The organism is Pseudonocardia sp. T1-2H (assembly GCF_038039215.1).
Taxonomy (GTDB): domain Bacteria; phylum Actinomycetota; class Actinomycetes; order Mycobacteriales; family Pseudonocardiaceae; genus Pseudonocardia.
In genome coordinates, this window is sequence record NZ_JBBPCL010000001.1 from 5,104,450 (window position 1) to 5,120,422 (window position 15,973).

20 protein-coding genes, 2 tRNA genes and 1 pseudogene are annotated in these 15,973 nt (G+C 69.9%); 13 read left to right on the plus strand and 10 right to left on the minus strand.

Annotated features, from left to right (window positions below):
* Window positions 1-79: 79 nt before the first annotated feature.
* A complete protein-coding gene (locus WBK50_RS25165; RefSeq protein WP_341337975.1) occupies window positions 80-979 on the minus strand; it encodes an alpha/beta fold hydrolase in 900 nt (299 codons plus the stop codon).
* A gap of 390 nt (window positions 980-1,369) precedes the next feature.
* Between WBK50_RS25165 and WBK50_RS25170 the strand changes: the two genes are divergently transcribed.
* Together WBK50_RS25170 and WBK50_RS35395 are read left to right on the plus strand one after the other, a co-directional pair.
* Window positions 1,370-1,861: a hypothetical protein gene (locus WBK50_RS25170; RefSeq protein ID WP_341339598.1), complete on the plus strand. Its 492-nt coding sequence runs from the start codon at window positions 1,370-1,372 to the stop codon at window positions 1,859-1,861.
* Between the two features lie 333 nt (window positions 1,862-2,194).
* Entirely contained in the window at window positions 2,195-2,422 is a 228-nt protein-coding gene (locus WBK50_RS35395) for an ATP-binding protein (RefSeq protein ID WP_445942393.1), read from the plus strand.
* Here the strand turns inward: WBK50_RS35395 and WBK50_RS25175 are convergent.
* Together WBK50_RS25175 and WBK50_RS25180 are read right to left on the minus strand one after the other, a co-directional pair.
* Window positions 2,341-2,721: a hypothetical protein gene (locus WBK50_RS25175; protein WP_341337976.1), complete on the minus strand. Its 381-nt coding sequence runs from the start codon at window positions 2,719-2,721 to the stop codon at window positions 2,341-2,343. The two genes, WBK50_RS35395 and WBK50_RS25175, sit on opposite strands and share 82 nt — an antisense overlap.
* A gap of 82 nt (window positions 2,722-2,803) precedes the next feature.
* A complete protein-coding gene (locus WBK50_RS25180) occupies window positions 2,804-3,010 on the minus strand; it encodes a hypothetical protein (protein WP_341337977.1) in 207 nt (68 codons plus the stop codon).
* A 185-nt stretch (window positions 3,011-3,195) separates the two neighbouring features.
* Here WBK50_RS25180 and moaA point away from each other — a divergent pair, with 185 nt between their 5' ends.
* Window positions 3,196-4,245 (plus strand): GTP 3',8-cyclase MoaA, encoded by a 1,050-nt coding sequence (moaA, locus tag WBK50_RS25185; RefSeq protein WP_341337978.1) that lies wholly within the window; start codon window positions 3,196-3,198, stop codon window positions 4,243-4,245.
* 466 nt (window positions 4,246-4,711) lie between these two features.
* Here the strand turns inward: moaA and WBK50_RS25190 are convergent, their stop codons facing one another.
* On the minus strand, window positions 4,712-5,113 hold the full coding sequence (locus WBK50_RS25190; protein WP_341337979.1) for a hypothetical protein: 402 nt from the start codon (window positions 5,111-5,113) through the stop codon (window positions 4,712-4,714).
* Window positions 5,114-5,951: 838 nt separating this feature from the next.
* On the opposite strand from WBK50_RS25190, the pseudogene WBK50_RS25195 reads away from it, so the two are divergent.
* The 4 genes and pseudogenes from WBK50_RS25195 (at window position 5,952) to WBK50_RS25210 (ending at window position 8,412) form a co-directional block, all read left to right on the plus strand.
* A pseudogene (locus WBK50_RS25195) lies at window positions 5,952-7,187 on the plus strand (RNA polymerase sigma factor).
* 261 nt (window positions 7,188-7,448) lie between these two features.
* Window positions 7,449-7,844, plus strand: a complete 396-nt coding sequence (locus tag WBK50_RS25200) for a DUF308 domain-containing protein (RefSeq protein WP_341337980.1) — start codon at window positions 7,449-7,451, stop codon at window positions 7,842-7,844.
* A gap of 160 nt (window positions 7,845-8,004) precedes the next feature.
* The gene (locus WBK50_RS25205; protein WP_297656122.1) at window positions 8,005-8,127 is read left to right on the plus strand and encodes a hypothetical protein; all 123 of its coding nucleotides are present in this window, start codon (window positions 8,005-8,007) and stop codon (window positions 8,125-8,127) included.
* A 57-nt stretch (window positions 8,128-8,184) separates the two neighbouring features.
* A complete protein-coding gene (locus WBK50_RS25210) occupies window positions 8,185-8,412 on the plus strand; it encodes a hypothetical protein (RefSeq protein WP_297656125.1) in 228 nt (75 codons plus the stop codon).
* A 14-nt stretch (window positions 8,413-8,426) separates the two neighbouring features.
* Here the strand turns inward: WBK50_RS25210 and WBK50_RS25215 are convergent, their stop codons facing one another.
* Complete coding sequence (locus WBK50_RS25215) at window positions 8,427-8,687, minus strand: hypothetical protein (RefSeq protein WP_341337981.1); 261 nt, start codon at window positions 8,685-8,687, stop codon at window positions 8,427-8,429.
* Between the two features lie 336 nt (window positions 8,688-9,023).
* Between WBK50_RS25215 and WBK50_RS25220 the strand changes: the two genes are divergently transcribed.
* A complete protein-coding gene (locus WBK50_RS25220) occupies window positions 9,024-9,155 on the plus strand; it encodes a hypothetical protein (RefSeq protein WP_341337982.1) in 132 nt (43 codons plus the stop codon).
* 77 nt (window positions 9,156-9,232) lie between these two features.
* On the opposite strand, the gene WBK50_RS25225 is transcribed toward WBK50_RS25220, so the two are convergent.
* A complete protein-coding gene (locus WBK50_RS25225; RefSeq protein WP_341337983.1) occupies window positions 9,233-9,358 on the minus strand; it encodes a hypothetical protein in 126 nt (41 codons plus the stop codon).
* An 85-nt stretch (window positions 9,359-9,443) separates the two neighbouring features.
* Here WBK50_RS25225 and WBK50_RS25230 point away from each other — a divergent pair, with 85 nt between their 5' ends.
* The 4 genes from WBK50_RS25230 (at window position 9,444) to WBK50_RS25245 (ending at window position 10,763) form a co-directional block, all read left to right on the plus strand.
* Complete coding sequence (locus tag WBK50_RS25230) at window positions 9,444-9,704, plus strand: GntR family transcriptional regulator (protein WP_341337984.1); 261 nt, start codon at window positions 9,444-9,446, stop codon at window positions 9,702-9,704.
* Between the two features lie 30 nt (window positions 9,705-9,734).
* Window positions 9,735-10,004 (plus strand): hypothetical protein, encoded by a 270-nt coding sequence (locus WBK50_RS25235; RefSeq protein WP_341337985.1) that lies wholly within the window; start codon window positions 9,735-9,737, stop codon window positions 10,002-10,004.
* Between the two features lie 286 nt (window positions 10,005-10,290).
* Window positions 10,291-10,602, plus strand: a complete 312-nt coding sequence (locus WBK50_RS25240) for a hypothetical protein (RefSeq protein WP_341337986.1) — start codon at window positions 10,291-10,293, stop codon at window positions 10,600-10,602.
* Window positions 10,603-10,619: 17 nt separating this feature from the next.
* Complete coding sequence (locus WBK50_RS25245) at window positions 10,620-10,763, plus strand: hypothetical protein (protein ID WP_341337987.1); 144 nt, start codon at window positions 10,620-10,622, stop codon at window positions 10,761-10,763.
* Between the two features lie 691 nt (window positions 10,764-11,454).
* On the opposite strand, the gene WBK50_RS25250 is transcribed toward WBK50_RS25245, so the two are convergent.
* From WBK50_RS25250 to WBK50_RS25260, 3 genes are all read right to left on the minus strand, one after another.
* Entirely contained in the window at window positions 11,455-11,898 is a 444-nt protein-coding gene (locus tag WBK50_RS25250; protein ID WP_341337988.1) for a hypothetical protein, read from the minus strand.
* 655 nt (window positions 11,899-12,553) lie between these two features.
* On the minus strand, window positions 12,554-14,344 hold the full coding sequence (locus tag WBK50_RS25255; protein ID WP_341337989.1) for a tyrosine-type recombinase/integrase: 1,791 nt from the start codon (window positions 14,342-14,344) through the stop codon (window positions 12,554-12,556).
* A gap of 89 nt (window positions 14,345-14,433) precedes the next feature.
* Window positions 14,434-14,507 (minus strand) — tRNA-Gly (locus WBK50_RS25260).
* Window positions 14,508-14,690: 183 nt separating this feature from the next.
* Between WBK50_RS25260 and WBK50_RS25265 the strand changes: the two genes are divergently transcribed.
* Window positions 14,691-14,767 (plus strand) — tRNA-Pro (locus tag WBK50_RS25265).
* A 34-nt stretch (window positions 14,768-14,801) separates the two neighbouring features.
* On the opposite strand, the gene WBK50_RS25270 is transcribed toward WBK50_RS25265, so the two are convergent.
* Window positions 14,802-15,935 (minus strand): phosphodiester glycosidase family protein, encoded by a 1,134-nt coding sequence (locus WBK50_RS25270; RefSeq protein WP_341337990.1) that lies wholly within the window; start codon window positions 15,933-15,935, stop codon window positions 14,802-14,804.
* Window positions 15,936-15,973 lie beyond the last annotated feature (38 nt).

Consider the following 15,973-nt stretch of genomic DNA (forward strand, 5'->3'; position numbering starts at 1 on the left):
GCGCGTCCCCAGCCTCGGCCACGGCGCTCGCCGGGCGGCGGGCTGGCTCGGTGTCACCCAGGTGTCGCCCAGCCTGTCGTCAGGATGCGGTGCCCGTCGGCTCGTCCACGACCTGGTCCATCGCGGCGAGGGTCGCCGCATTGCAGGCGGCGAGCACGGCCGTTGCGAAGCGACCGGGAGCGTGGAGAAAGACGCCGTGGTCTCCGTCGATCTCGATGACCGTGCAGTCGGGCAGCGCGTGCGCCAGCTTCCACTGCCGCCGGGCCGGCACGATCCGGTCGTTCCTGGTGATCACCACCGAGGTGGGCACGTCGACGGATCCGATCCATTCGTGCGAGGTGAAGTGGCCCACGGCCTGCGCGGTGGACAGCGCGGTGAGCAGCGGGGTGTGACGCATCTGCGCGATCGCCCACCCGCGGGTTGTCGGGTTGATGTCGCGGTCGAGCAGGCTCGCGCCCAAGACGTCGGCGCCCAGGGGATACATCGCCGGGAAGAAGGCGGCGGCGGCGACCACACCCGGCATCATGAGCGCGACGGCCCGTTCCCATGGCGAGCCGGACACGTTGCGGGCCGTCGAGCACAGCACCAGCCCCGCGGTCAGGTCCGGATGCCGCCGCCAGATCAGTTGCGCGACGAGCCCACCCATGGAGAAGCCGACGGGGATCAGCCGGTCGATCCCGAGTACCCGAGCGAGGGCCGCGACGTCGTCGGCACAGTCCTCGAGCCGGAACGTCGAGCACGGGATGCCGCGCCCGTGCCCGCGCTGGTCGAGGGCGATGACGCGGTACCGCCGGCCCAGCACCGTCATGGCGCCGGACCAGTTGAGCTCGGCGGTAAGGGTGGCGCCGTGCAGCAGGACCAGCACGGGGGCGCCGGGCGGCCCGGGCCACTCCCACACCATTGTTCGCCCCCGCGCGGGCAGGTCGACCACGTACTCCCGCAGCAGCGCGGTAGGCGTAGCCGATGTTGCTCGCTGCATCGCGCCACCCCCCGCACCGGCCCCTCGGGTCATCCCCTCCCGGAGGCCCCAGACCGCCGCCGTTGGGACCGGGCAGGTACAGCCAGGTTACCTCGCAGGTTGCGTCCTTGGCGGGGGTGTGCGGCGGTGCTGTTGGTTAGTAGCGTGGCGTCGGGGACACCGAAGTGATGCTGCTCGTTGCTGTTGAAGCGGTTGTTCTACCGCGTCCATCGGCGACGCCGGTCGCGAGCCAAGATCCTCGTCTCCGACCGGTAGTCGCCCTCGACCGGCGTCACCGGGCTTGACGCCTCGAGATAGCCAGCCCGGTGTAGGTCGTGGCCGGCGAGGATGCCGACGCCACGGCCGAGGTTGTGCGTTATCACGGCCAGTGCGAGCCACGCGGCGTTGGCCATGAACCGCCCGGAGGGCAGGTGGGCCAGTCCGGTCGACGTCAGCTCGGCGATGGACTGCTCGACCGGTGACGGCCCGACGTTGAGCCCCGTAATGACCGGTGGCGCGCAGCCCGGCCAGATTGCAGTGACCATGGTCGCGCCCGCAATCTGGGAGATCCAGGACCCGCATGGGGGCGCAGAGTCTGCGTGGCGGCGGCTGCGGGCGGCGCAGAAGCGCCTGCAAGCCGGCGGGATCGAGGTCTCGTGCATGATCGGCGACCCGGACCCGATGACGGCGTTCGAGCGCGAGTGGAAGCGCGGTCGCTACGACGAGATCATCGTCTCCACGCTCCCGAGTCACCTGTCGAAATGGCTTCACACCGATCTTCCCCATCGCATCGGGCATGCCGCCGCCGGCGTCCCCATCACGCACGTGATCGCCTCTCGTGATTCGCGACCTTCCGCCCGTGGGCCGGAGCGTCTCGCCCGCGACCGCCCGAGCAGCAGCTAGGGCGCGCCGGCCGAGGGCCCGAGAGGGGCCGTCATCCGATGTCCTGCGGCGTGGGTCCGATGCTGCTGACGAGGTATGAGGTAGTAGGGAGCGGGTCGGTGTGCAGGCGCGGTTGCTGCGGCCCGGGGAACGGTGGGGCCATGCCCGACGCCGAAGATCTGGCGGATCTGCTGCGCGACGCCGCGCAGGTGCTGGAGCGGCTGGCATCGACTTCGGGATCGCCGAGCTCGGCCTGCTGCGCGCCGCGGTGACCGCCCATGCCCTCGCCCGCGGCGTCGTTCCCCACGCCGCCACCGCGGTGACATCGCCGTCAACGAGGTTGCCAGCAACAGCATCGAGCACGGCGCCGGGCACGGCACCTTCCGGATCTGGTACACCCCCATCGGGCTGACCTGGGAGATCCACGACCCCGGCGAACTGCGGCCCGGCCTGCTCGGACTGGCCCCACCCCCGGCCGCCGCTGCCCGCGGCCGGGGGCTCTACTGCGCCCGCGAACTCAGCCACGACCTACACATCTGCCACGACGAGACTGGCACCACCGTCCGCGCCAGCACCCGCTGACCATTTCCGGGCCACTGCTGCCATGCCCTGCGGCCGAGGACCCGCGCCATGATCTCCGCTTCGGATATGCCCGTTGACGTGCTCGCCTCCAGGCCCTTGGGGGCAGGGAGCGTTCCGTCGTAGGTGTACTCGTAGATCCGGCCGTTCCTCCGGAGCAGCGTGCCCACGGCTACCTCGATGTGGCCGCTGTTCTCGACGATTCGCCCGGCGATCATGCCGGTGATGCGGATGTGGCCACGGTTGTAGATATCCCCGGCCGCGTAGCCGTCCAGCCGAGCCGACACATCGGCGTTGAGCACTCGGCGAACGCGTTGCACCCGTCGGTCACCACCGCCTGAAGCTCGACCCGATCTTGCCGGCTTCGCCAGTCCAAGCCTTCAACTAGACCGCCTCCAGAGGCTCGACCCGCTTGAGGAACGCACGGACGGCGAGGTAGTCGGCGAGCGGCTGCTTGTGCTCACCGCAGGCCACCCAGACCTTCTCGCGGTCGGGAGCGTGCAGCCTGGGGTTGTTCCACACAACCGCCCAGGTCGCGGCGGCCTGGCACCCCTTGGCCGAGCAGATCGCTGGGCTCTCGTGATCGCTCACCGGGCCAGTCTGGCAAGCGGGGGTGACCTGCAGCCAGGAGAGCCCCGCCCGTCATCGGCCCACCCGGCTGCTGTTGTGGTCGCGGCAGGCCCGGCTGGGTGAACCGCCGCCCGTACAGCAAGATCCACTCAGTCCGTCGACTCACAACCGACGGCGGGTGATGGATCCGGGCCTACGCTGGGCGCATGGCGCAAGCATCGGGCGACGCAGGAGGGGACGCGGTCAGGCCGGCGGTCCGCGACCGCCGCGCCCGACCACTGCGCGACCTGCGGATATCGGTCACCGACCGCTGCAACTTCCGCTGCGGCTACTGCATGCCGCGCGACGTCTTCGGCCCCGACCACGCGTTCCTGCCGCGCAGCGAGCTGCTGTCCTACGAAGAGCTCGGCCGGCTGGTACGGGTCTTCGCCGACCTCGGCGTCAGCAAGGTCCGGCTCACCGGCGGTGAGCCGCTGCTGCGCCGCGACCTCGACGCCCTGGTGTCCCTCGTCGCGTCGACACCGGGCATCACCGACGTCGCGCTGACCACCAACGGCTCGCTGCTCGCCGCCCACGCGCGGAGCCTGCGCGATGCGGGGCTGCACCGCGTGACGGTCAGCCTGGACAGCCTCGACCCGACAGTGTTCGCGGCCATGGGCGACACGAAAGTCCCTCTGTCGAAGGTGCTCGACGGCATCGCCGCGGCCGCCCACGCCGGGTTGTCGCCAATCAAGCTCAACACCGTGCTGCGCCGAGGGATGAACGAGGCCGGTCTGCTCGACCTGGTCGAGTTCGCCCGCGACGGCGGCCATGTGCTGCGGTGCATCGAGTACATGGACGTGGGCAACACCAATGGCTGGGACCGGTCGGAGGTCGTCACCTCGGCCGAGGTGCTGGACCAGATCGCCGCAATGCACCCGGTCGAACCCGTGGCGGCGGCGCGCCCAGGCGAGGTCGCCCAACGCTGGCGCTTCCTCGACGGACGTGGCGAGTTCGGGCTGATCTCGTCGGTGAGCACGCCGTTCTGCAGCACCTGCACCCGGGCCAGGGTCACCGCGGTCGGCGAGCTCTACACCTGCTTGTTCGCCGCGCACGGGCGTGACCTGCGCGGCCTGCTCCGGGGTGGGGTCGACGACGACGCGCTGCATGCTGCGATCGCCGCCGTCTGGGGCGCCCGGGACGACCGCTACTCCGAGCTGCGTGGCCTGGGCACCGTAGACCTCCCGAAGCCGGAGATGTCCTATCTCGGCGGCTGATACCCGGCCTGGCGCGGACACCGGGCACGGCTGCCACGCCGCCGGCCAGCCGATATTTGCGACAGCGCGCTCATGGCGACGATGAGCAGCGGCAAGCGAGTCCGGGAACCGATCCCCGGCGGAACGTAGACCATATACGAGCGGCTGCCCACCGGTCCGCTGTAGCCGACCTTCTCCCACCCTGGCCGGACGGCACCTTGCCCGCCCGGACCCCTCCGTCGCGGCGCCGTCGGCCTGCGACGCAGGCCCCGTTTGCGCGGTGACATCGGGACTCGCATCGCGCCCCGAGCCTGCTTCTGTGTCCGGCGCGGCGGCATGCGCCCCCTCCGTGACGAAATCGGCTCCACTCCGGTCCGCTGAGGACACGGAACAGCCAGCTCACGGCACCTGGCGACGGCGAAGGCCGCCGCCAGGTGACAGCACCGGCCCGACGTCTACCGTCGGGTCGGGTCAGGTCGGATCGAAATCAGCCCTTGGTGGTGTTGCGCCCGCTGCGAGCGGTCCCCGACACCTTCTCGCCGGCGGCCTGACCGGCCTGGGCGGCCTCCTCGGTCACGGCTTCGGTTGCCTCGACCGCGTGCGTGGTCATCGACTCGGCGGCCTCCCGGGTCTGGCTGGTCGCGGCCTCGGTCGCCTGCGCTCCAGCCGACAGCAGGGTCTTAGTGAGTTCGCGCTGAGTGGCGAGCACCTGCTCGGCGAAGTCGAAGACCTTGTCGACGATCTGCTGGGGGTTGGGCAACCCCGACTGACCCCCGGCTGCGCCGGCCGTCAAGGCCTGGACGTTCTCCGCCCACGTGCGCATGGCGGTCGTGATCGCCTCCTGGCCGCGCTTGGTCGCGTCGGTGAACTGATTCTGCGGTGTGGTCATCTTCTTGTCCCCAATCTTGCTGTGCTTGAAATGAGACGCTTTGTCGTTCAGATGCCATCGCGCTGATCGGCACCAACACCGCTGGCCGTGGGCGGGCGTGCCACCTGCGGCCGGGTCGGCGACCAGATGGCTCCGCTGCCCGTCGTCGTCTCGCTCCAGCAGCCCGCCGCCCGCGCGTCCCGAGGCGCGCCTGTGCGGCCGACACCGTCCACGAAGCCATCCCGCGCCCTGCCGAGTTGCCCTGTCTCATCATCAAGGCGCCGGCTCCGCCGGCTGCGCCCGGCTGCGCCACCGGGTTAGCCAACGATGACCAAGAGCGATCCGGGCCAGAGCCCAACGGCCTAACGGAGCTGACCCTTCGCGGCTCATCAACGGTCCTACCGCACCACGCCGACCGCAAGGGCGCTGCGCGTCGCTCCGCGATGGCCTCCAGCGGTCAAGCCAGGCCCGGGCACTCTCGCTCACCGCCGACGGCAGACAACCGGAACGGGGCGCGTCATGCCTGCGAGGGAATTTCACCCTCCTCGCCCGGCCCACATGGGACGGGACAGGAGGGCGTTGCTGGAGAGCCGCAGCAGCTACGAGGTGGGCACAGCGTGGAGGCCGGTGCCGCACCTGCTCGCCCGGGCGAGCTGGCTGGGAGGCAGCGAGGATCCGGGATGATCCTGCGGCCGGGGCGACGCGGCGGCCGCAGGGCCACGACCGGTGATACGGGATCGTGTCTCGATGGTGACCGTGGCCCGGTTCAGGAGGAGGCTGCGGTGGCAACAACCCGCCGCGCCGGGCGAGGACGGGCACGAGAAATCACCGTGCGCCCGCCGGGCGGCCCGAACAGGGGGTGGGCTCGGTGACCGCTGTCGATTCGCCCGCACGGGACCCCGAGCCGGCCACGGCGGCCCGCACGAAGCGGGAGAAGGAGCCGCCGCCGCTCAGGGATGGGGACGTCGAGCGCGCCGCGCCGGACCCGGCTCCCCGCCACCGGGCGGACGGGGGTGCCGCGCTCGACGGGGAGGGTGTCGAGGCCAGCGCGCCGGACCCCGCGGGTCTGCCGCAGGAACGCAGCACCTCGGGCGGGGTCGGGTGGGACGAGGCCGAGCCCGAGGAAGACTCCGACGACGATCCCGCGGTGCTGCGCCAGGCCCGCCACGACGCCGAGCTCACCGTCGCGGTCGACCCGGTCCGGGCCTACCTGAAGCGGATCGGCACGGTGGCGCTGCTGGGTGCGGCGCAGGAGGTCGAGCTGGCCACGCGGATCGAGGCCGGGCTGCTGGCCGCGGAGCGGCTGCGGGGCCGCCCCGCCGGGGGTGTCCGCGCAGTTGCGCCGGGACCTGCGCCAGATCGTGCGCGACGGGGAGCGCGCGAAGGACCGCCTGGTGGAGGCCAACCTGCGGCTCGTGGTCTCGATGGCCAAGCGCTACACCGGCCGCGGCCTGGCGTTCCTGGACCTGGTCCAGGAGGGCAACCTGGGTCTGATCCACGCGATGGAGAAGTTCGACTACACCAAGGGCTACAAGTTCTCCACCTACGCCACCTGGTGGATCCGCCAGGCCATCACCCGGGCAATGGCAGGCCAGGCCCGCACCATCCGCCTCCCGGTGAACATCGTCGAGGCCATCAACAAGCTTCGCCGCGTCCAGCGCGAGCTGTACCAGGGCCTGGGCCGCGAGCCCACCCCGGGGAGCTCGCCGCCCAGCTGGACATCGCCCCGGAGAAGTTATCTACGTTGCAGCGCACCGCTCGCCAGCCGCTCTCGCTAGACCAGAGCGTCGGTGACGAGGGCGACGCCCGGCTCGGGGATGCCATCGAGGATTCCGAGACCGTGGGGGCCGCCGACGCGGTCGGCCTCACCCTGCTGCGCGATCAGCTGCAGTCGGTGCTGGCGACGCTGTCCGAGCGCGAGGCCGGCGTGATCCGGCTGCGCTTCGGCCTCACCGACGGCCGGCCGCGCACGCTGGAGCAGATCGGCCAGGTCTACGGGGTGACCCGGGAGCGGAGCCGACAGATCGAGTTGAGGGCGATGGCCAAGTTGCGCTGCTCGTCGCGCATTGCCCTGCTCCGGCACTACCTCGACTAGCTCGCCGAGCTGCCCACCGCTCGACCAGCGAGGCCGACCCTGGGCCCGGCTATGGCGCTGGCGGGGCGAGGTTTCCACGCTCCCCGGTAGGCAGGATCACCCGATGAGGCCACCAGCAGCCTCGCGGCCTGACGCACGCGGCGACACACGTTCCCCGCCGCGCGCCCACGGGCACAGCGATCCGACGTCACCATCATCTTCCACACCAGGACCAGGACCAGGACCAGGACCAGGACGGATCGTGCCGCCGAGGTGTTGCTGGTGGACCTGCGCCTGGCCTGGCCGGTGTTGGTGCGGGCGGTGTTCGCGGTCGCGCTGGGTCTGGTCGCGCTGATCTGGCCCGACATCACCGTGGTCGCCCTCCCCGTGGTGGTCGGCATCTGGGCGCTGGTCACCGGGGTCGTCGAGATTCATCCTCGCGGTCCGGCAGCGCCGCGAGCGGCGCCGGGCCGCATTGTTGGTGGTGGCCGAACTGCTCTCGGTGGTGGCCGGCGTGCTGGTTCTGGCGTGACCGGTCCCCGGCGCGCTGGCGCTGGCGGTACTGATCGGGGTGTTCGCCGTGGTGTACGGCTTCGTGCTCGCGGCGCTGGCGCTGGCGCTGCGCAACGCCGCAAACTCCCCGACCACCGGACCTTCTTCGGCCCGGCCCCACCCTGACCGGGGCCCGGATCGCTGACCGGCGGGAGAGCCGAGGACCCGACAAGCCGCAGCGACCGGACAGGCCGGCTGAGACCGCAGTTCCTACTCCCCGGGAGGCACCCGTGCCCAACGACGCCGAGCGTCGCCGGCTCGAAGCCCCCGAGCAGGCCGGCCCGCCGTGTGCTGGCCGCGTGACGCCGCCGGCCCACACCCCGTCGACCGCGGCGGCCTGCTCGAGGACGGTTCCTACATCAGCTTCGCTCGCCGCCGCAGCGTCCACCAGCTGCAGATCGACTACTAGTGCGGACGTCTGGTCATCTGTGCCTCGAGGGCACCCGCCGAGTCCTACGCTGTTCCGATGACGTGCCGCATCGAAGTCTTTGTCCGCAGCGGGCACACCGTTGATCTGGCACTGGAGGACGGCGAGGACCGCATCTTCACAAGCGCTCTGCACGAGGTCTGGGCATCCCCCGACACCGTCGGGTTCAAGCACCTCACGCTCGGCGAGAACACCGAGATTCTTGCCAGAGAGGTCGTCGGTTACCGGCTCCACGGCTCGGTGCTAAAGGACTCGGCACCGTTGTAGTGGCGCTCGAGGACCTAAGGAGGCTGCTGAAGAACCCGGTTGGCCAGGGGCTCGTCGATCGCTCCGCACCGGCTGTACTCCCGGCCGACGGTCTCGCAGGCCTGCGCCGTTGCCTCGAACGCCACCGCATCACGTGGCCGGATCCGCTCATCCGGGCGGCAGTCGATCACCACATCCGTCCCGTCCGAGCGCACAGTGAGACTGTGCATCGTCCCGCTGGCCTGCTGTTCGTCCTGTCGCCGATCAACCGTCGTGATGACCCTCGCGAACGGCACTGATGGCTCGTTCTCGTGCGGCACCCACTACTTTCCAATCCGGCTGCCCGGTTACCCAGTCGAGCCCGGACAGCGAATTCCGGAAGGTCAACCACGCCGAGTTCGGCTATATGCGGACCGCCGACGTGACGCGCCTCTGCGACAAGGCCATCGGACGCGCCATCCCGGTCGTAGCCTGGCTGGCAACCGTTGCCGGGGCGGCGGTGGCGCTTGTCAGTCTCCGAACAGCCGCTCGGAGCGGCGCGGCGTCGGCGGACCGGTCTGCGCGACCTTCGCCCGGATACCCGACCGGGCCGACGGGTTGAGCCCGAGCTTGTTGCGAGGCTCTCCATCTTCGTGCACGCCTTCAGCCACTGGTCGAACACCGGGTTCGGCATCAGCATGCCGTTCGCAGGGTTGCGGACGACCTCGGGCTCGCTGGTCATCCGGGCCCGCAGCCTGTCCAACTTCTCGACGATGACCACGTAGGCGGTGATGACCGCCGCGTCGGGCGCGTGCAGCAGGTTCATGATCCGGAGCTGCCGCGTGACCTCGTGCCGCACCCGCTACTGCCCCTCGGAGAGCCCGTCCGGCATCGGCGGCTCGCCGGGGCCGGGCAGCGGCTCGTCCAGGTTCAGCCGGTTCTTCCGGTCGCCGCGCAGCAGCGCGGTCGGCTTACGAGGAGGTGCCATTCGTGCAGGTTAAAGTCGTCCACACCGGACAGTCGACGGCTGGTCTAGGTTGTCGGCTATGCCTGCAAATAACCGGCCTCAGCGGTTGTACATCAGGCGCGCGGGCAAGATGGTCCGGGTCCGGCTGGGCGGGCCGATTCAGCCCACGTACCTAGAGGTGGCCGCCCGCATCGAGCGGGCAATCGAGTCCGGGGAGCTGCGGGGGGGTGACCAGTTGCCGAGCGAGTACCAGCTCGCGGCGGCGTTCGACACCTCCCGCGACACCGTGCGGCGCGGGCTGCTCCAGCTCGCAGACGGCCCCCTGCGCGGCGAACAGGGGCGCGGCTGGGTCGTCCAGGAGAAGTAACCCTGTAAGCACGAACGCGATGAAACCCCCATGAGCGACAACGAAGTCGAGGCCAACCAACCTAGCGTGGCGGGACTCGCGGTGCGGCTACACCGAATCGCCGACCAGCTGGCCCTTGCGCCGAGTGGCGCTCTCCGCGTCGTCAGTGTCAGTGACGAGTGCGCGCAGTCCGGACAGCACGGCGTGCCCCTGTTCATCCTGCAGGGCCAACAGCCAGCCCGCCGCGTAGCGGTCGCCGGCCTCCGCTCGGGAGCACAGTTCGACGAGCGCGGCGTCGTGACCCTGCACGCCGAGCACTGAGGCCAGCGCTTCGGCGGCGCGACCGTCGCCCGTGTCGGCTCGGCGCGCAGCTCGGCCAGCGCGGCCTCGTTCCCCCGCAGCCGCCGTCCTGGCCAGCAGGGGGACTAGCAAACCCTCCGGTCCCGCAGCTCGGCCAGTGCGGCTGTTGTTCCGGAATTGGGCGTGTGGGTGGTGCCGGCCTGCTGGCTTCTCCGGAGTCCTCGGTTGGTGGGTGGTCCTCGACGCCGCTGGTCGGCATGTCGAACGCCGGGTGCGGGCTAACCTGGGGGCGGTGAGAGGAGCCTCCATGCCTTCGACGCCGGAGCCCGTGCACCTAAACAACCATCACCGCCACACTCTGTTGCAGATTTTCCAGCATCCGGTGAGCCACAACATCACGTGGCGAGCCGTTCTGTCGTTGCTGGAGGTGGTGGGTTCTGTCGAGGGGAGCCACGACCCTAAGTTCCTTGTGACCCTGGGATCTGAGACCGAGACTCTCGAACGGCCCAGGCACAAGGACATCGATGCCCAGCAGGTGGTCGACCTGCGCCGGATGTTGAGCAATGCCGGCTACGCGCCCGAGGTCGAGCAGGCCGAGGCCAAGGGCCAGGAGGCTTGACCGTTGCTGAGCATCTGGTGGACGTCGAACAATTCCGCGGCAAGGACGTCATAGCTGCGATCGACTTCCACCACACGATCATCTATGCGGCCGATGCGACGCCGGGTCAGCGCCCCACCAGCTCCTGGCCGCGGCACACCGCACCCAGCGCGGTTGCCTAAACCGGCAACTTGCCCGCACTGGACAAGGGCGCAGATCTGGCAAGGTGCGCCGTTGAGGTTGTGGATGACATCGCGGACCCGGTCCGGGCTGGTGAAGGTGACCCTGCGCGATCGCGGGCACGTCCATGCCCTGGGCGGATAGCAGCACGATCTAGTACTCCGTCTCAGTGAGGTTCTCGCAGCGCTTGGAATCGACCCTGAAGAACCTTACGACTCCGAAGATCGTGACACGGTCAGTGCAATCTACGTTAGGCGTTCGGCTGAGAAGAGCGCAGAACGTAGCGATTGACATCTCGCCGATGGGCAGGTCTCTGGGATGGCCGGACGTGCCATCCCGTCGACCTCCCGAGGGCTACCACACGGTCACTCGTGGGCGGAGCGTGGCAAGGTCGGGTGCGGTGGCGTCGAGGGCCGCCCACGAGTGACCGCGCGGTCGGGCTGTGCCAGGACGGGATGGCACTCAGCAGGCAGGGGAGCGGGGAGCCCTCTCTTTACCCCCAGAAATCAACGGCAGATGTCGACGTTGAACGCCCTGGGAAGAGATGGTCTTGGGGCGGAGTCATGCAGCGTACGAGCCACAACGGAAGACGAGCGCAGTCGTCGAGCAGAGTGGATCTTGTTTCGCAGGGTTACTGGTTCAGCGGACAGGCGTCTACCAGCAGATCTGCCGATCGGATGGCCTGCCTGCCAGTCAACCGGATCGCTGGGACGCGCCGAGGGCTTCGGCGATGGTTTTCAGCTCCTCGGATAGAAGCGGGGTCGCGTAGGTCTTCAGGACCTCCGCCTCAGTCGGGCAGCGCGTCAAGTCAGGACATACCAGCGGGATTGTCACTCTGAACGCCTTCGATAAGTTCGCAATAGACGAAGCATCGAACGCCGTCTTCACGAGGAGCTTCGACCCTGATGCGAACGCCCGGGCGACGAGGTCGTCAACACCCAGCCTCTTGAGCCCCGCCTCCACGGTCTCGCCGGCAATCTTCTCGTACGTCCCAGAGTCGACCAACATGGCTGCTGTGTTGAGCATCTTGCAGAGGTCATGACCTCGGGTGGCCCGTCGCTTGAACGGCAGCCCTTCGATGAGCTTGTCGGCGATCCCCTCGTAGAAGCCGTCCTCATCGAAGAGGTACTGGATCACGCCTTCCGACGCCCCGGGCAACTTCGCTCGAAGTCGCTGCCGTGCGACTTTGCGTGCTTCGGTGATCGACTCCCGTACCCGCTCCCTCGTCGACTGCCATGGTGATTCGTCCTTGACGGGCTGGTGACGAGAGGGAACGGGCGACGTGGCCTCTGCCGCCCGTCGTGGAGCAGGAATACGAGACTTCGGCGACGGCAGAGGAGGTGTTCGTGCGGTAGTCCGCTGGACCTTCTTAGGCCTAGCGGCTCGCGTCGATTGGTGCGACCTCGCGGTGCTCACGAGTGGTCCGTACCAGGTTCGTCGGTACTGCCAATGGTCCCTGCCGTGGCCGGACTTCCGGTAGTGCCGGTGCTGACACCGCGTGCACCAGTAGAGCTTGCCAAGCTTGCCCACCGTGTTGACGCTACGTAGCCCGCGTGCTCACAACCCAGAGGCCATTCGACTGGAGGCGCCGAATGACCGCAGATCGCCGGAGGTAGGCGGCGGAGCATTCCCGGAGCAGGACGTATGAAAGTCGACGGCACGCGACGGCACGGGCCGCCACGAACCCCCAGCTCAAACGGCATGCGAAGACAACGGATGGCCGTACGGGGCAGTCTGCTTCCAGGTTCACACCGAAGAGGTCGTTGCACTCCTTGCGCGCCACCCGCCCCGCTCAGCTCGTCCAACCCGACGCGACGAACGTCAACAGTGCAGCCGACTCCGACGGCAGACGCACATCCATCTCGTACTCGCCGATCTGCCCAGTCTCCGCGCCAGCGCGGGCGACAGCAGCAGCGAGCACCTGGTACAGGTCGGATCCGTTAGTCGGGTCGGCGACCGTCGAGAACTGCGCGACCGTAGTCCCGTGGCGACGGACCGTAAGAGACAGCAGCGCCGCCCTGGGCATGCTCGTAGAGGGCAATTCGGTCGATGCTGATGCGGCTGCGGGCGCGCTGGGAGGGGCGGCAACGCGCAGCACGTCGTGACCGAGCCGCTCCAATAGTCCCCACTCGGTCAGAAGTACGAGCGACCGCTTCGCCGTTGCCAGGGACACTTCATGTCGGGCCGCCAGCTCGGCAGCCGGCGGCGCCGCATCGCCTGCAGCGAGCACCCCCTCCGTGATCTGGCGCGCGATCGCGGCCGCTACCACCTGGTACGGGAATCGCGGCGCTGCCCGGATTCGATCCGGTTCGGCGACATCGGCCGGGCGCTGCGGCATACCCGCGCCGAGTCCCTTCGCGGCGCGCTGGTCAGCCTCCGAAACCCAGGCCGTATAGGCCTTGAGGGTCGTCGTCCCGCCCCCGCTGTGGCCGAGCCGCCCGGCGACCGTACGCGGGTCTACGCCTCCAGCGATCAGCTCCGTGGCCGAATAGTGCCTCAGCTTGTGGATGGTCGTCTCGATTCCCAGGCGCTTGACCATGCGGTCGTACCGCTGAGTGACGCTGTCGGGAGTCAAGAACGTCGAGCCGTCTGGCGAGCCAGAGAACAGGTAGCCGTCAGTTCGATACTCGAGCCCGAGCGCAGCGGCCCGAGCTCGTAACCGCTCGATGTGCCGTCGAAGCACCTCGACAGTCTCCGCGTCGAGCGCGATCCGTCGCTGCTGATGGGTCTTGAGGTCCGCCTCGATCCACCCCGCACCCGGCTCACGGCGAATGGCTCGGCGCAACCACACCGTCTCTCGACCCCCGTCGAGGTCGACCGACGAGACACGCACTGCACACATCTCCCCGCGGCGCACACCGGTCGTCATCGCGGTCCAGACGAGCGCTCCCCAGTCCGGGTCACTCCACGACTCCGTGACGATCCGGGCCGCCTGGGCCGCAGATGGTGGCTGTGGGTTCGGCTTAGGTGCAGCCGGCGGCTCGGCCTGCGCCATCGGGTTCACGGCCAGCCACCGCCAACGCACAGCGCGCTTGTACGCGCCGGACAGGATGAAGTGGATGTGGCGAATCGTCGTTACCGCGAGGGGTTTGCACTGGTGGGGTACACACCGGCCATCGCACTCGTGCGCCTCTGCGACCCGGTGCTCGATCGTCCGCCGGCCCGAGCAGCGCCGGCGACACCTGCGCAGCTCCCCGTAGAACGAGTCGAGGATCTCGGCGTCGAGCTGGCCGACCTTCACGTGCCCGAGGACCGGCAAGATGTGATTGCGGACGTGCGTGCGGTACAGATCCAGCGTCGTCGGCGAGCCTGCGAACTGGTCGAGGTAGCGCTCCAGGAGCTGATCGACGGTGGCGCTCGTGCGCGGGCTGCGCTTCGCGGCGACCTCGGCCAGCAGTCGGCTCCGAGCGGCCTCGGCCTCGCGCTGCGCCTTCGGGCCCGCCTTGATGATCTCTTTGAGGTAGTGGCGGCGCCCGGTGACGGGGTCGATGCCCGCGTACACAGACACGCGCAAGGCGCCGCTGGGCAGAGCCTCGATACTTCCTCGTGCACGGCTCTGGCCAGCCGCGGTACGTCGCGCCATGGGGCGAGCGTAACCGGGTTTCGCACCACATTTGATCCCATGCGGGGCGGCTCGCAGCGAGCCGGTGGTGCGAAACCCCTGGTCAGAGGTGGAGCGGGCGACGGGAATCGAACCCGCGTAGCTAGTTTGGAAGACTAGGGCTCTACCATTGAGCTACGCCCGCGTGCTCCGCGTAGCGGAACGTGGACGACGATACCGGACGGCCGGGAGCGGCTCTGCAGGCGGACCCGAAGACCGCGCCGGATCGCCTTCCGACCACGTCCGGCCTGCGGTACGTGGCGGCCGACGACACGCTGCGGGACATCGGCGGGCGCCGGCGCACACGGGCCGCCTACACTCTCCCCGACGGGGTGTGGCGCAGCTTGGTAGCGCACTCGCTTTGGGAGCGAGGGGCCGTGGGTTCAAATCCCGCCACCCCGACCAGTCGGTCTGCCGTCGACCTGTCCGGCACCCGCCCTCACGTCCCGTTAGAGGTGCCGGTCAGGACCCCGAGCCCGTTGGCCACCGCTCGAGGCGCAGAGCCCGACGGGCTGTTCACAATCGAAACCGCCGGGGCGCCGGGCGCGCGGAACACCAGCGTGGAGGAGCCGCCGCCGTCGAGGTTCACGGCGTCGTCCGAGCCCAGGTCGCGCAGGATCGCGGCGAGCTCCGCCAGCGTCGGGCCGACGTCCGTCTCCTCGTTGCCGTCGACCGTCACGAGCCGGACGTGCCGGCCGTCGGCGCTCAGCCCGACGGCGCTGCGGGAGGCCCGACCCGTCGAGCCGAGACCGTCGACCGGCTGTCCGTCGCGCAGCAAGGGCGTCGCCCCGACGGCCTCCTGCGCAGCCACGCCCGACGAGGCCCTCAGCGCGTAGGTGACCTGCACCGACTCCCCCACGCGGACGTCGCGCAGGGTCGCCGCTCCCTGGTCACGCCCGACGAGCGCGAGCTCGTCCGGCGGGAGGCGGCCACCACCCGGTGTGCCCGCCGCGACGACCCGTCCGGCGCGCAGGCGCAGCTCCCACCGATCGGCGGCGCAGGGCGCGGCGGGGTCGGTGTCCGAGCCGCAGAGCGTCCGGCCGCGATCCGTGTCGCCCCAGTCCGAGGTGACGATCCCGATGCCGTCGGCCGGCACCGCGAGCTGGTTGAGGGCGCGGATCCGCAGCGGGCCGCGCGGGCCGCGCGCCTCCGCCGCAAGACTCAGCCGGTCGACGCGGACGACACCGTCCTCGCCGACGGCCAGGACGTACTCGGCCCCCGTCCCGGGGACCTGCGGTGCCAGCCGCCGTCCGGGCGGTTCCGCGGACTTGAGCGGCCGGCCACCGGACACGGCGGCTCCGGTCGGCGCGCCCGTGCCGTAGATGTCGAAGAAGTCGCCGTTGATCGCCGCGGTCGCCCCGGCGTGGTCCGCCAACGTCGCCACGGGGGCGCGCGCGGTGAGCACACCGGACGTGAGCAGCACGAGGCGGGCCCCCGGCATGGTCAGGTCGACCTCGACCACGTCTGCTGCCAGGCCGGCCCCGGTCGTGAACTCGCGGTGGGTGACACCGGACGCGGGCCGGGCGAGCGCGGGAAGGGGTGCGGAGACGGCCGCTCCGACGCAGAGGAGCACGAGCACACATCCGCGACGACACCGTCCGCCCATTTCCG